This is a genomic window from Vallitalea okinawensis (assembly GCF_002964605.1).
GTDB classification, from domain to species: Bacteria; Bacillota; Clostridia; order Lachnospirales; family PQDH01; genus Vallitalea_A; species Vallitalea_A okinawensis.
Genome location: NZ_PQDH01000002.1, coordinates 114,078 through 127,237, shown reverse-complemented (window position 1 = coordinate 127,237; position 13,160 = coordinate 114,078). Strand labels below are relative to the sequence as shown.

Here is a 13,160-nt window from a genome sequence, read left to right as displayed (position 1 = left end):
TAATTTAACAAAGTTTTTGCATAAATTACATATTGAAAGGAAATTTATTATGAAAGTTAAATTAACTGTCTTAGAAAGCACATGTCGAGGAGGCTATCATAAAGAAGGTGATACTTACATAGTTGAGGATATTTGTCCTCCTATATGCCACGAATTATGGCAATGTATATACCCTAGTGTTTACACGTTAATAAATAATGGTGATTTAGACTTTGGAACCAGAAAAGCCAAAAAATTTCAATGCAAATGTCCAGACAATGGAAGAGTATTAATTGAGGGGAAAGTGGTTGACTAAGTTTAGTTTGGAGGAAAAGAATGAAAAAAATGTATTTAGGTACATTACTGTACTTGAGTGGTTTTGTTGGAAATCTATTATTATTGGTTATTTCAATTTTTAAGCCATGTACCTATAATAGCATAAGTGGGTTTAAAGGCTTTTTGCTGTGCTATGATGCAACCTCAGCGTATACATTATTTTGGTTATTGATTATAGTGGGAATACTCATCAGCGTAACAGAAGCATACAAAATAGATATAAGAAAGAAAAAATAACATGATAATGTACTATTAGGAGATGTTTAATTTATTAACTTAATCAAATAGGCATGAACAAGGAAATTATGAGCTAATATTCCTTGTTCATGCCTATTTGATCGTGTGATTTGCTATGTTAATACATAGATAATTGAATCTCCTATTATAATAACTCTAGTATAAGATATTCAGAATAGAATAGATAGTTAATAGAATTAGGAGATCAAAACTAGATAGCGAGTCATGGGAGAGGTTATAGACCCATTAATTTATCTATTTCTATAAAACTAACGATCGGCAGCACCCAATAAATTACCCCAATAAAAATAGATAAAGATATTATCTTAAACGATAATTTATCCTGCTCTTTTAATTTAAAAATTGTCATAATTGTATAAGCTAAAAATAGTAATCCTGTAAGAAGTCCAGGACTATATTCCAAAAAAATAACTGTAAAAATAATATGATTTAATGCGTTCAATAAGCCCCATACAACAATACCTAACCCGAACACGAGATATTTTTCTTTATTAATTCTATAAATGAAATAACCTATAATTAAGAAGCCGGCAAAATAAACGTTATGTATTAACCATTTAAAAGTCGTATAACCTGGAATACCCCATCGTGTTAATGCCCAAGCAGGAAATCCTAAAAGAGCTTCTTCGATTAGGTGAATTGTTAAGTATGTAACCAAAGTAATAATTATAAGGCGATGATAGTGTAAGGTCTTATAAACTTGTTTCCACATTTTATCCCTCATTTCTATGCATGATATATAGAGCATAACTAATTGAGTAAATTATAACATATAGTAGATTATTATGGAATTTATAGTAGCTAAATAGAGCATAAACATAAAAAGTATGCTAGCAAGTAAAATAGTAAGATTTGAGAAAACAGGTTGAAATAAATGATTTTATGCTATATAATAAATTTTGGAAATGTGGTCGGAATTTAATATTATTAATAGTATTTACAAAAATGTGCGGAAATTTAAATACTATAAAGGAGGAAATAAGGTAAATAATAAACATTTAAAAAAGAATATTGTTATCTATTATCTATACTTAGGGTTTGGGGTTCGACTCATTGCTCCGATCGTAGTCTTATTTTTGTTGGATAAAGGAATAAGTTTTACACAGATAATGATGCTCCAGTCCATCAATGCTGTAAGTATCGTTTTACTTGAGGTACCAACTGGAGCTATAGCAGATTTAGTAGGTAGGAAATTCAGCCTAATGATATCTAGTATAATGTTGATTATTGGTTTAATAATCTATGTAGTCACAAGAAATTTCTATCTATTCATTCTTGCAGAAATTATGTTTGGACTGGGATTGAGTTTTAAGTCGGGAGCTGATAGTGCACTCTTATACGATACACTGAAGGAGCTAAAACGAGAGGAGGAATTTTCTTCAATACAGGGGAAAGCTCTGTTTTATGCTCTATTATTACAGTCAGTTGGATCTATCATAATAGGATATCTATACAATATAAACGTAAACTTGCCCTATATTGTTTCAATAGGTTTGCTAACTATCTCTGGAGTGTTCACTATTTTTTTTACAGAGACTCATGCACAAATAGGGGAAGAGAAGTCAAATTACTATAAACATGTAAAATCTAGTGCTGCCTATGTAATGAAACATCATAAGATTAGAGCTATCATTATGTATTCAGTATTCATTTATATTATATGGCGAATTGGATTTTGGTATTATCAGCCCTATATGAAAGCAGTTTATATTGATGCTAAATATTTCGGTATATTATTTTCTATTTTTAATCTAGCTGCAGCTATCGGCTCAAGAAATGCAAATGTCATTATGAAGAGACTGAAAAATAAATCGCTATTATTTTTAGCTTCATTATTCATAAGTTCATTTTTGATGATGGGAATGACAAGACTATATATAGGCGCATTCTTTATTCTATTTCAGGAATTCGCTAGAGGAATTAGAAGACCGTTACTCTTAAAGTATGTAAATGATAATATTCCTACAGATAAAAGGGCTACGATAATTTCTTTTAAAAGTCTTTGCGAGAATCTTACAGTTGCAGTATTGTATCCGTTAATAGGAGTACTAATGGATCAAATAGATATTGTAAATCTACATCTGTATACTGGTATTATAGCCTTAGTTGGAACCATAGGCTTATATAAGTATTTGCTTAAAGAGTTGCAAAGTAGCAAATCCAACAATAATAATGCATCATACTTAGAACTTTAGTATTTTTTGTGATTTTATTATTAAGCTGCTTAAGATGTGTTCTAACTTTGATGAGGAAACTTGCATAAAAGATAAGAAAGTTGTTATAAAGAATAAGGATGTATTACGTGTATGATTGTTTATCACTTAACATCCCTATTCTTTCTTTTATTGACCTTAATGATTTGCACTTAAGAATTAAAACAATAATAAATGTAGTTAAGTTTTGAATTAAATAATTTATATGTCAGATAAAGGTCCATAACCGGGTTTTTTATAGAGTATATCTTGGTATTCAATGATATCTTTTGAATAAACCTGCTCGTACCAGACATCTTTTTCTATATCTTGAATAGCGATTGAAATACATTCTTCTTCAACATTAGCAGTTTCAGCTATAACTTGAGAAATTCTTAGAGCAAGTAACTTTTTCTGTTCTTCTGATCTACCTGTCCATAGTTTAATTAATGCATGTGGCATTATAATCACGCTCCTTTACCCCTAAAAAATAATAATTTAATTGAATACTACTGTGATGAAATTCTCCCCATAACAACAGTATTATAATAGTGCCCATCACTATGCTTCCGATCTTTTATTAATAATCCTTCTTCAACAAACCCATACTGTTTATATAATTGAATGGCCTTAGTATTATCTTCTACTACGGTTAAGGTAATTTTCTCAATACCTGCATGATCAGTCCATTTTAGAAGATTAGAGAGTAATTCACGTCCAATTCCGTTTCCCCAATATTCCCTTAGGATACATATACCAAATTCTGCTTTATGTCTAAACCTATGTAATGTGTTGCCTGCGCATCGTGTGAAACCTACAATCTTATTATCAACTTCTGCGATTAAAAATAAATTGTTATCAGTTGAAGTATCTTCATGAATTAGGGACTGAAAATCTTCTGGTGATAAAATCCCTTCACCAGGCTCACGGTCGAGGTAATCAGTTTCTTCATCGATTTTAACTCTCAGTTGTGATAGTTCATATGCATCAGATTTTGTAGGACATCTCAGTGTCCATGAAAAATTTCTTCCTTGAATAATTTTAGATTCAACAAGCATGCTTTTACCCCCTACATGACATTTTTTAGACTGTTAAGTATACTACATATAATAATCCATTTCAATACTTTAGTGTATAAAATTAGATTTATATACCAATCAAGGCTATAATGCCATATAGTTTATAAATTACTCGTGAAGCAATTAAATTCGCTTAATAATGAGTATAGAACTTATTCTAAGTCGGATTAATACTATGGAGTGTAAAAAATATTACAAAAATCATACATAGTGCAATAAAAATGTAATATATTTGACTCTAAGGGTCGAGTAGGATATAATAATGTCATACAAAAAAGGAGGATGATATCTTGTGATGAAAAACATTACATTTGCTGTATTATTTTCCTCTGCGATGCTTACTTTTACTCAAGTAACAACTGAAGAAGATATTCAACAGAGAAACTTATCTCGTATTGAATATCAGAGTGTAGAAGCAAAAGCATCTAATGAAGATCAATTATTAAAAACAACAGAAGAGATAAAATCATTAAAGCAGAGGATTATCAGCGATGATATACCAGAAGTACTGTTAATTAGTAAAACAAGTCCTATACAAGTTGATTTCACTAGCAACTTAGTTGAGAATGATTTGCCAGCAACCAAGGTAATATCCATGAATGATCAAGCACAAAAGGCATTAAATCAGTTATTTAAGGATAGTACCGCTAGTAATATCTCAGATCTTATAATTGCTAGTGGGTACCGAGACATAAATTATCAAAGGAACTTATTTAATAGAGAAATGAACCTTTATACCAATACATATAGTGAAGAGGAAGCATATGAGAAAGCTAGTTTAGCAGTTGCTCCACCAGGAACAAGTGAGCATCAATCTGGCATGGCTGTTGACTTTTTATCTACTACTACATACCGTTTAGATAATTCTTTTGCTCAAACACCAGCAGGAACGTGGTTAATGGACAATGCTTATAAATATGGTTTTATACTTAGATATCCTGAGGATAAGACAGAAATAACAAATATTATGTATGAACCTTGGCATTATCGCTATGTTGGTAACGTGCATTCAGAGTACATCTATACGCACCATATGACTTTAGAAGAGTATCTTATTCTATTGCAAGACGAAAAAATACTATATATCAAATCTGAAAATGGTCAGACCAATGAAGTATATTACATTGATGACATTGAAGAATTCGATTTCAATTCATCAAATATTGAAGAAGAAAGCATTATTGGTATTTCACGTGTTAATGATAAGAGTTACATCGTTACGATAGAACTAGCTCAATCATAATTTGAGAATAAATAAAATCAGCTTAAGTAAAAGTACATAATCAAAGAAGTAGTGATAAGGACCTTATAATGATATAGGGTCTTTTTTGTTGTCTTTAATAAATCAACTATAGCTCTTACCTGTAATACAATAATTTATAAGACTTTAAGTAGAACTCTTCTTACAATCAAAAGGTTTAATATAAATAAAAGAAATTAAATTTCAATTTTTCTGGAACAAAATAGCTTTTAAAAGTGTCATATATATATTTACAAAAGATAAAGAATCTAAGCAAAGTAGACGCAGGAAGGGGATGACAGCATGAATACTAAAGAAGATGATAACTCAAAAGCCCCAGATGAAAAAGGAGATGATCTACCTTTTACAGAAGAGCAAAGACTAAGAATGTTAGATTTAATGGAAAAGTTATTAGAAGAAAGTCAAGAGTAGAGAGCCCATAGGCTCTTTTCTCATGCCTCTACGTAAAAAAATGGGCGATTTAAACCCCACTTTTAAGAGCATGAATCATCGGGTTAGAGTAATTCATTTCTGATATATTATTATCAGGAAGGAGGACGTAGAATGGATTATTTGCAAAGAATGAATGATGCATTAGATTATATTGAGAATAATTTAGATGGAGAAATTGACTATAAGATAGCAGCAAATTTAGCATGTTGTTCAGTTTATTATTTTCAGAGAATGTTTTCGTTTATAGCTGATATAACTTTATCGGATTATATACGGCGTAGGCGAATGACACTGGCTGCCTTTGAATTGCAAAATAGCAATGTTAAGATTATTGACGTGGCTATCAAATACGGTTACCAGTCACCAGACTCCTTTTCACGAGCATTTCAAAATTTACATGGGATAATCCCTTCAAAAGTTCGAAAGGGAGGTGTATCTTTGAAAGCCTACCCGCGTATATCCTTCCATATATCAATTAAGGGAGATGATGAAATGAATTACAGGATTGAGAGAAAAGAAGCTTTTAAGATTATAGGTATCAAGAAGCATTTTAAAGCTCCTGACGAAAGTGGAATTGTTGTACCTGAATTTTGGGTTGAACTTTACAGAAATGGAGTTCTACAAGATTTATCTGACCTATCATCAGGTATTCCTAGTGGCGTACATGGTTTTATCGAAGTCTTAGGAGAGGATACTGTTGACTATACCATTGCTTGCATATCTGATGATGAAGTACCAGAAGGCATGAGTAGTCAAATAATACCCGAATCGACATGGGCTATATTTGAAGTGATGGGACCAGTTAAAACCGCAATGGCAGAAGCATGGAAGCGTATTTTTTCTGAATGGTTACCGACGTCAGACTATAAACATGCTGAATCAATAGAGATTGAATGTTTCCCCAATGCAGGAAATAAGCATGATGATGATTATAAGTTTGAAGTATGGATACCTGTTGTTAAGAATGATAATAGGTAAATATATTAAGTAGTTAAGGTTAAATATTGAATTAGAGGGGGGGGAGTTATCCTCTCTCTTTTTAGTATAAATGTTAACTATTTGAAGAAGGTGCATGTTGGTAAGTATGGATATAGTTATTTTCTGCATTGATATCTTTTTTTGTCTATCTTATGATTATTACATCAGATGCTTAGAGTTAATAAAAGAGAAGAGCATACTTCTCAATATAACGGAGGACTTTAAATGGAATTTAAATTTCTGTACCCTTATAAACAATTAGAGCAATATTCGCAATACCCGCAAAAAAAAGATGAATTGTGGGAACGGATAATGATATCTCCATACTGGAATCAAATTTCTGAATGGGCGGGGGATTCCTGTGATTTTATGAAGCCTACAGCTATTCAAGATGAACAAATCATTATAAAACAGGTTGAATTATTTAAGAAATTAGATTTATCTACTTTCGAGAAGGTGTTTAAGAATATTGCTAAAGAACTACCTATCGAAGATGAAGACCCAATGACGATTGCATTTTATCCTTCAGCCACTAACATTGATGAGGGTGTCTTTGGATCAAATGTTTGGGGGAACATTATAATATGTATTAATCCATTGACAGCAAAATCATTTAATTTGATCCCCTTTGTATTTGCGCATGAATATCATCATGTCGCTTTGGGAAATTACTGGTATTGTCAAAAAGAAGGGAAAGAAACTAAAGGTAATTTATTAGAGAAACTTATTAATGAAGGTGAAGCAGATGAATTTGCAAAAAGTCTGTATCCTGGTTGGCAGCCTTCATGGCATAAAGGAGTCTCATTAGAAGATGAACAGAGGGTATGGGAAATTTTCAAATCTGTACTCTATGATGAAATTTCTCTAAAAGACCTGGGTCATTATATGTTTGGGAATAAAAAATTAGGGATACCACCTTCGGCAGGTTATTATTTCGGAAGTAAAATTGTTAAGTCATTCATGGAAAAGTATCCTGATTTAAGCTTTAAGGAGTTAATAAAAGTTCCTCATCAAACTATATTTGACAAGAGTAGCTTTTCGGATAGGTAAAGATATTATGGGTTTTATAAAAGATCTCTGATTAGTCAGAGATCTTTTAAGTTATTTATACTTTTAAATATTTTCTTCACAGAATGGAACACCAAGAATAAGATTTAGGAAATTAGCTGTTTCTTCACTTATACGAATTTCACCTTCAGCAGAATCACGTTTCACTCTCGCTAAGAAGACAGTTTCATCACCACATTCGATCTTGTTTATACAAATATGCTCTAAATTCATGTAATTATATCTCCTTCCAACCTCAATAATACGTTTTACTACATAATATGCTACAGCTGATAAAGTGTTCAGACTATAGAGGTTATGGTCTTAATTTGGAATGAAGATATAAGAAAAATAATGAAAAGCAGTAAAAAAAGAGCGACAACCTCGTAGTCATCGCTCTTCTTCACCTATATCAATCGAGATATAGGTGATAGTAAATTATAATCTACTAAAGACTATAATTACTATCAATAATAGTATGCACGTTTTAAAATTTTTTATACATTAAAATAAAAAATTATCTTTACGCAAGATCCTAGATTTTTATAAATCATTTATCTTTATTTCAATATATTAATTAGTTGGTTTTTATACTTTTTGCTTTGTTTGTAAGTAAAGGGTTGGATCTATATTAAAATATGAAAAAACTTCTTGACATGCAATGGGGTTTGGTTCATTATATGATAATACACAAAATTAATGTATAACAATAATTTTGAAAATATATTAGTACGAGGGGATGATACAATGAGGATATTTGGAGCATTTAAACAGTATCAAGGGTTACCGAAAGAGATTTACATATTATCCATTCAACGATTTATCAACTCGGTTGGGGGATTTGTATTTCCTTTTCTAGCAATGTTTCTAAGCAAAAGACTTGGTTTTGAGAAAAATGTTATTGGTGTATTTATGCTAAGCGCTTCTTTGGTCGGAATTCTTGTTCTACTTCTAATTTTATATCTGGTTGAAGAACGAACAAAGAAAAAACGAAAATGTAACCAAGAATTGGGTTATTGATTCAATTGCTGATTTTTGGAGGTACTAAGTTACTAGGTTGATTTTCTCAGTTTTTAAAAGTATATATAAGTTATTAAGGAGTATTCAGATGATAAAAGATTTAATGTTTCAATTTAAAAAGAAGGTACCTATTGTCAGTATTTTACTCATCTTGTCTTGTATTCTCTCAACGGTGCCACAATTTTTTTTGCCGGTTATCTATAGTGACATCGCTAGCCAAAAAGCAACTGCAGAAAGTTTTTATTTATTTACATTAAGTTCATTCACACATTCTCCAGGTATGTTAGGGACACATCTCATAGGAAATCTTTTGGCATTTTTACTTTTTGGAGTTTTAGCTGAGATGCTAATAGGTTCTAAGCGATTTGCCTTTATAACAGTGTTGACTTTTTTTTCAACAACACTGGTCAGTTATCTTCATACAACAAGTAGATTTTTAGGTCATGGAGCATCGGGGATAGCATGGGGGTATCATACATTTTTCATACTTATTATTATTATACTATATGAACATAAGGGAAAGAGACTATTCAAAGACATCTACATAATTCTATCTATTCTTCTATTGATATTTGATTTATTTGGGATTCCTATTTTCGAGGTATTAGTAAAGCAACAAGGTTTTTTTGAGAACTTTGGGCAAGTATTGCATTTGATATCTATAATTGTTGTTATCCCATTTGCATTCTTATGGAGAAAGGATATAGAGAATAATGTAATGTACTTGATATCACAAAAATCAATTCAAAATCATGAATCAATAAAAAGAATTAGTCTAATCATTCTAATAGTTTTATTAGTACTAAATGCTTATGGAACGATTAAAGTGGCAAGTATTGCAAAAAATGATTCAAAGCATTTAAGTTATGAGGTAATACAGGGGGAGGAACCTGATATTACAGCAATACCCCAAAAAATCATTATTAAGTTTGAATCAGAGATTGAAGAAGCATATAGGAGTTCTCACTCAATTAGTTATAATGAAGAGCCTGGAACACCTCAAATATCAGAATCACTTATTGATCCTTATACCTTAGAAATTACTTTTAATAGACTATTTGAAGATGGAGAAAAGATGGAATTAACATATGATATTACAGGGGAGTTAGTTGACAATATTTTATTTAAGGAAGAGCTTGTACTAGTATATCAATAGATAATTTTTCTAATACTTACATGAGTAGAGCGATGGGTTTAAGCTATCGCTCTATTCTTATTCTATTTAATAAGTTGCTAACATATTTAAGAGTGAAAATAATAAACCAATTATTGTTAACACTACAAAAAATGTTAACATACCTTTGATTTTATTCTGTTGCTGGTTGATTCTATAGAGCTGTCTATGGATTCTTCAAAGTAAGCCTCTATTGAAATCCTTGTATAATTAAATTCAACATAAAAGTTATTAATCACTTGCTAAATACAAGAAAGCAGGTATTTTTCTTGATAAGAAAAATAAACATTAGTAAAAGGTAATTTAGAGCTTAAAAGAGGGTATAAGTAGTGCTAAATAATATGAATAAATACATTGAGGGAGCGAACCTACCTGTTAAGACTAAAGATGGAGAAATAACGAAAAGAATATATTTTAATAATGCAGCAACATCATTAGCTTTAAAATCCGTCATGAGGAAAGTTAATACCAATGTTCCGATGTTAACATATACAGATGCACCCAGTCCATTAGGCAAAAGGAATACAATACATTATGAAGAAGTAAGGCAGATGATTATTAATTATATTGGCGGAGATGAAAAAAAAGATGATGTTATTTACGTAAAGAATGCTACAGAAGGTATTAATCTACTAAGTGACTTATTCTATCAAGAAGACCCTGATCAGATTGTCATTACCACTGCCATGGAACATATGGCTAACTATTTACCTTTTGTAAGTCGGTTTAAAATAGCCATTGTAGATGTAACAAAATTCGGTGATCTTGATTTAAACGATTTGGAGAATAAGCTTAAAAAGTTTAAGGGAAAAGTAAAATTAGTTACAGTTACTGCAGCAAGTAATGTAACAGGTATTACACCTCCAATTTATAAAATCGCTAAACTAGCACATAAATATGGTGCAAAAATACTAATAGATGCCGTACAATCAATACAACACCGTCCTTTTAGTATGAAACCTTATGGCGATGATGATCATTTGGACTTTATGGTTTTTAGTGCCCATAAATGTTATACACCTTTTGATGGGGGAGCTTTAGTAGGACCCAAGGAGTTCTTTGAAAAATATCATCCTTTTGTTGATGGTTCCGGTAGCACTCAATTTGTTAGTAGAGAAAAAATTATATTAGATGACCCACCTCAACGTTATGAAGCAGGATACCCTGATATATTTGGAGTAATGGCTATGGGTAAAGCATTAAACTTTCTTAAAAAAATAGGACTTGACCAAATTGCTGATTATGAAAAAAAACTATTGGTCTATGCGCAAAGTAAATTGTGGGAAGTGCCCAAAATTGAGATGTATGCACAGAACTCATGTCATATCAATATTCCAATTATCTCCTTTAACATAGAAGGTATTGATTTTATGGAGGTTGGTAAGTATCTTGGTTATAATCATGGTATTGAGGTAGGAATCGGAACTGTAGGAGCAGATGTATATGTTCAATCTTTAATGGAGGTTAATCCTCAGGAAGCATATGAGAAGTATACTCAAGGTAAACCTGTAGGGGTAGTTCGTATTAGTCTAGGCATGTATAACACTGTTGATGAAATAGATATACTTGTTGATGCTCTTAAAGAATTAGTACAATACGTTGCCTAATGGAATTACATAATGAAGTACATATAGACACTAATAAAGCTTTCTATAGAGGTGAAGTGGCATGTGTCCAAAAGAAATAGATCGAATAAACTGTCATGAAATTATTACTTCAGAAGATTATGTAGATATTTACCAGAGATTAACTGTAGATGTTGAAGAGAAAGCTAAAGCGGCTGGTGCTGTATGTGTTCAAAATCTAACTGAAGAGAATTGGATATTTCATATAAAAGTGGATGAAGATAAATGTGATGCTTACTATAATGAATTAAGCTATATGGTTATACCGAATATCTATGGATTATCCAGCATGAGTAGTATTGATGCGTCAGGCATAGGTCCAATACTAAAGAACAAAAGTTTAGACATAACTGGTAAAGGTGTCGTCGTTGCAATAATGGATACGGGTATTGATTATACCCATGAAGCCTTTATATATGAAGATAATACCAGTAAGATACTGAGTCTATGGGATCAAACCCTACCTGGTAATCCTCCAGATGGATTTCTTTATGGGGCTGAATATTCCAATGAAGAAATTAATGAGGCATTAAGTTTAGAAGATCCTTTATCAATGATACCTTCAACAGATGAAGTTGGTCACGGAACTTTTTTAGCAGGAATTGCTACTGGTAGGACTAATAGAAAAAAGAGGTTTCAAGGGGCTGCACCTGATGCAGATCTAGTCATTGTTAAATTAAAGCAGGCCAAAAAGTGTCTCATGCGATATTATCAATTTAAGGAAGATGCAGTTGGTTTCCAGTCTAACGATATCATGCAAGGATTAAACTATTTAAAGCAAAAGGCTAAAGAGATTGGCAAGCCAATGGTTATTTTATTTACAGGAGCTTCGACAGAGGGACCGCACAATGGATCTGTTTTCTTAGAAAGAGAGTTTGCTTATTATGGTAATACTTATGGCGTTGTGGCTGTTATAGCAGCAGGCAATGAAGGTAATGCAGCTCATCATTATCATGGGAAATTTGAAAAAGGTGAGAAAAAGATTAATGTGGCTCTGAATATATCCCCAAAAGACAGAGGTTTATTCTTCAACATGTGGAGTGTTCTACCAGATGAATTAACCATTGAACTTGTTTCGCCTTCTGGAGAAACATCGGGTAAAGTCCCCTTTATCTCTGATAAGTGGCAGGAAATTGAATTATTACTGGAAGCCACAAAAATACTTGTATTTTATGAATTTATTGAGGAAAGAGGTGGTGAGGAAGCTATTTATGTAAGAATGATTAATCCGATGCCTGGGATATGGACCATTGCAGTACATGGAGATTTTGTTCTAAATGGGGAGTTTGATATATGGTTACCTGTTAGTGGTCTAATCGATAGTGAAACAATATTCTTGCAGCCGGACCCTAATATAACCATTGTGAATCCATCATCTAATCCAGGAACAATCACTGTGGGAGCATATGATGAGGTCTATAATAGTATCTTTCTTGCTTCAAGTAGAGGATTTACAAAAGATGGGAGAATAAAGCCTGATATTGCAGCACCTGGTGTAAATATTATTGGTCCATATCCAAAAGGTGTCTATGGCGTCTTATCTGGTACTAGTGCATCGGCAGGTATCACTGCTGGAGCCAGTGCACTTTTATTAGAATGGGGTATTGTAAAAGGTAATGATCTAGCTCTTAACACAGTTGCAGTGAAAACCTATCTGATCAGAGGAGCAAAAAGAAGAGAGAATATTGATTATCCAAACAGGGAGTGGGGATTTGGTGAGTTAGATTTATTGAACACATATAATGTAGTTGGAACAAAATAGTTTTAACGAGTAGGTGT

At 31.9% G+C, this 13,160-nt stretch carries 15 protein-coding genes; 11 read left to right on the top strand and 4 right to left on the bottom strand.

What is annotated here, in order from left to right:
* The first annotated feature begins 49 nt into the window (after nt 1-49).
* Complete coding sequence (locus C1Y58_RS05760; protein WP_242985345.1) at nt 50-295, top strand: TIGR04076 family protein; 246 nt, start codon at nt 50-52, stop codon at nt 293-295.
* A gap of 20 nt (nt 296-315) precedes the next feature.
* Nucleotides 316-552, top strand: a complete 237-nt coding sequence (locus C1Y58_RS05755; protein ID WP_105615063.1) for a hypothetical protein — start codon at nt 316-318, stop codon at nt 550-552.
* Between the two features lie 235 nt (nt 553-787).
* Here C1Y58_RS05755 and C1Y58_RS05750 read toward each other — a convergent pair whose 3' ends face one another.
* Nucleotides 788-1,285, bottom strand: coding sequence for an HXXEE domain-containing protein (locus C1Y58_RS05750; RefSeq protein WP_157949974.1), 498 nt, complete (start codon nt 1,283-1,285; stop codon nt 788-790).
* 235 nt (nt 1,286-1,520) lie between these two features.
* On the opposite strand from C1Y58_RS05750, the gene C1Y58_RS05745 reads away from it, so the two are divergent.
* Nucleotides 1,521-2,768 carry an MFS transporter gene (locus C1Y58_RS05745; RefSeq protein WP_157949973.1) on the top strand — a complete coding sequence of 416 codons (1,248 nt, stop codon included), beginning with the start codon at nt 1,521-1,523 and terminating at the stop codon, nt 2,766-2,768.
* A gap of 219 nt (nt 2,769-2,987) precedes the next feature.
* On the opposite strand, the gene C1Y58_RS05740 is transcribed toward C1Y58_RS05745, so the two are convergent.
* Nucleotides 2,988-3,227, bottom strand: a complete 240-nt coding sequence (locus C1Y58_RS05740) for a tautomerase family protein (RefSeq protein ID WP_105615060.1) — start codon at nt 3,225-3,227, stop codon at nt 2,988-2,990.
* Between the two features lie 47 nt (nt 3,228-3,274).
* Nucleotides 3,275-3,823, bottom strand: coding sequence for a GNAT family N-acetyltransferase (locus C1Y58_RS05735; protein ID WP_105615059.1), 549 nt, complete (start codon nt 3,821-3,823; stop codon nt 3,275-3,277).
* 316 nt (nt 3,824-4,139) lie between these two features.
* Here C1Y58_RS05735 and C1Y58_RS05730 point away from each other — a divergent pair, with 316 nt between their 5' ends.
* The 4 genes from C1Y58_RS05730 to C1Y58_RS05720 all read left to right on the top strand — a co-directional run bounded on the left by C1Y58_RS05730 (nt 4,140) and on the right by C1Y58_RS05720 (nt 7,565).
* Complete coding sequence (locus tag C1Y58_RS05730; protein WP_242985367.1) at nt 4,140-5,087, top strand: M15 family metallopeptidase; 948 nt, start codon at nt 4,140-4,142, stop codon at nt 5,085-5,087.
* Between the two features lie 300 nt (nt 5,088-5,387).
* The gene (locus C1Y58_RS27000; protein WP_278286075.1) at nt 5,388-5,516 is read left to right on the top strand and encodes a hypothetical protein; all 129 of its coding nucleotides are present in this window, start codon (nt 5,388-5,390) and stop codon (nt 5,514-5,516) included.
* A gap of 132 nt (nt 5,517-5,648) precedes the next feature.
* The gene (locus C1Y58_RS05725; protein WP_105615057.1) at nt 5,649-6,515 is read left to right on the top strand and encodes an AraC family transcriptional regulator; all 867 of its coding nucleotides are present in this window, start codon (nt 5,649-5,651) and stop codon (nt 6,513-6,515) included.
* A gap of 225 nt (nt 6,516-6,740) precedes the next feature.
* Nucleotides 6,741-7,565 (top strand): DUF2268 domain-containing putative Zn-dependent protease, encoded by an 825-nt coding sequence (locus C1Y58_RS05720; RefSeq protein WP_105615056.1) that lies wholly within the window; start codon nt 6,741-6,743, stop codon nt 7,563-7,565.
* 63 nt (nt 7,566-7,628) lie between these two features.
* On the opposite strand, the gene C1Y58_RS26370 is transcribed toward C1Y58_RS05720, so the two are convergent.
* Nucleotides 7,629-7,796, bottom strand: coding sequence for a hypothetical protein (locus C1Y58_RS26370; protein ID WP_157949971.1), 168 nt, complete (start codon nt 7,794-7,796; stop codon nt 7,629-7,631).
* A gap of 513 nt (nt 7,797-8,309) precedes the next feature.
* On the opposite strand from C1Y58_RS26370, the gene C1Y58_RS05715 reads away from it, so the two are divergent.
* From C1Y58_RS05715 to C1Y58_RS05700, 4 genes are all read left to right on the top strand, one after another.
* Nucleotides 8,310-8,582, top strand: a complete 273-nt coding sequence (locus C1Y58_RS05715; RefSeq protein ID WP_105615055.1) for a hypothetical protein — start codon at nt 8,310-8,312, stop codon at nt 8,580-8,582.
* Nucleotides 8,583-8,670: 88 nt separating this feature from the next.
* The gene (locus C1Y58_RS05710) at nt 8,671-9,738 is read left to right on the top strand and encodes a rhomboid family intramembrane serine protease (protein WP_105615054.1); all 1,068 of its coding nucleotides are present in this window, start codon (nt 8,671-8,673) and stop codon (nt 9,736-9,738) included.
* Between the two features lie 347 nt (nt 9,739-10,085).
* The gene (locus C1Y58_RS05705) at nt 10,086-11,363 is read left to right on the top strand and encodes an aminotransferase class V-fold PLP-dependent enzyme (RefSeq protein WP_242985344.1); all 1,278 of its coding nucleotides are present in this window, start codon (nt 10,086-10,088) and stop codon (nt 11,361-11,363) included.
* A gap of 61 nt (nt 11,364-11,424) precedes the next feature.
* The gene (locus C1Y58_RS05700; protein WP_105615053.1) at nt 11,425-13,143 is read left to right on the top strand and encodes a S8 family peptidase; all 1,719 of its coding nucleotides are present in this window, start codon (nt 11,425-11,427) and stop codon (nt 13,141-13,143) included.
* Nucleotides 13,144-13,160 lie beyond the last annotated feature (17 nt).

Coding starts and splice junctions, on each gene's coding strand:
- C1Y58_RS05760 (WP_242985345.1), top strand. CDS start 50: ATGAAAGTTAAATTAACTGTCTTAGAAAGCACATGTCGAGGAGGCTAT.
- C1Y58_RS05755 (WP_105615063.1), top strand. CDS start 316: ATGAAAAAAATGTATTTAGGTACATTACTGTACTTGAGTGGTTTTGTT.
- C1Y58_RS05750 (WP_157949974.1), bottom strand. CDS start 1,285: ATGTGGAAACAAGTTTATAAGACCTTACACTATCATCGCCTTATAATT.
- C1Y58_RS05740 (WP_105615060.1), bottom strand. CDS start 3,227: ATGCCACATGCATTAATTAAACTATGGACAGGTAGATCAGAAGAACAG.
- C1Y58_RS05735 (WP_105615059.1), bottom strand. CDS start 3,823: ATGCTTGTTGAATCTAAAATTATTCAAGGAAGAAATTTTTCATGGACA.
- C1Y58_RS05730 (WP_242985367.1), top strand. CDS start 4,140: ATGAAAAACATTACATTTGCTGTATTATTTTCCTCTGCGATGCTTACT.
- C1Y58_RS27000 (WP_278286075.1), top strand. CDS start 5,388: ATGAATACTAAAGAAGATGATAACTCAAAAGCCCCAGATGAAAAAGGA.
- C1Y58_RS05725 (WP_105615057.1), top strand. CDS start 5,649: ATGGATTATTTGCAAAGAATGAATGATGCATTAGATTATATTGAGAAT.
- C1Y58_RS05720 (WP_105615056.1), top strand. CDS start 6,741: ATGGAATTTAAATTTCTGTACCCTTATAAACAATTAGAGCAATATTCG.
- C1Y58_RS26370 (WP_157949971.1), bottom strand. CDS start 7,796: ATGAATTTAGAGCATATTTGTATAAACAAGATCGAATGTGGTGATGAA.
- C1Y58_RS05715 (WP_105615055.1), top strand. CDS start 8,310: ATGAGGATATTTGGAGCATTTAAACAGTATCAAGGGTTACCGAAAGAG.
- C1Y58_RS05710 (WP_105615054.1), top strand. CDS start 8,671: ATGATAAAAGATTTAATGTTTCAATTTAAAAAGAAGGTACCTATTGTC.
- C1Y58_RS05700 (WP_105615053.1), top strand. CDS start 11,425: ATGTGTCCAAAAGAAATAGATCGAATAAACTGTCATGAAATTATTACT.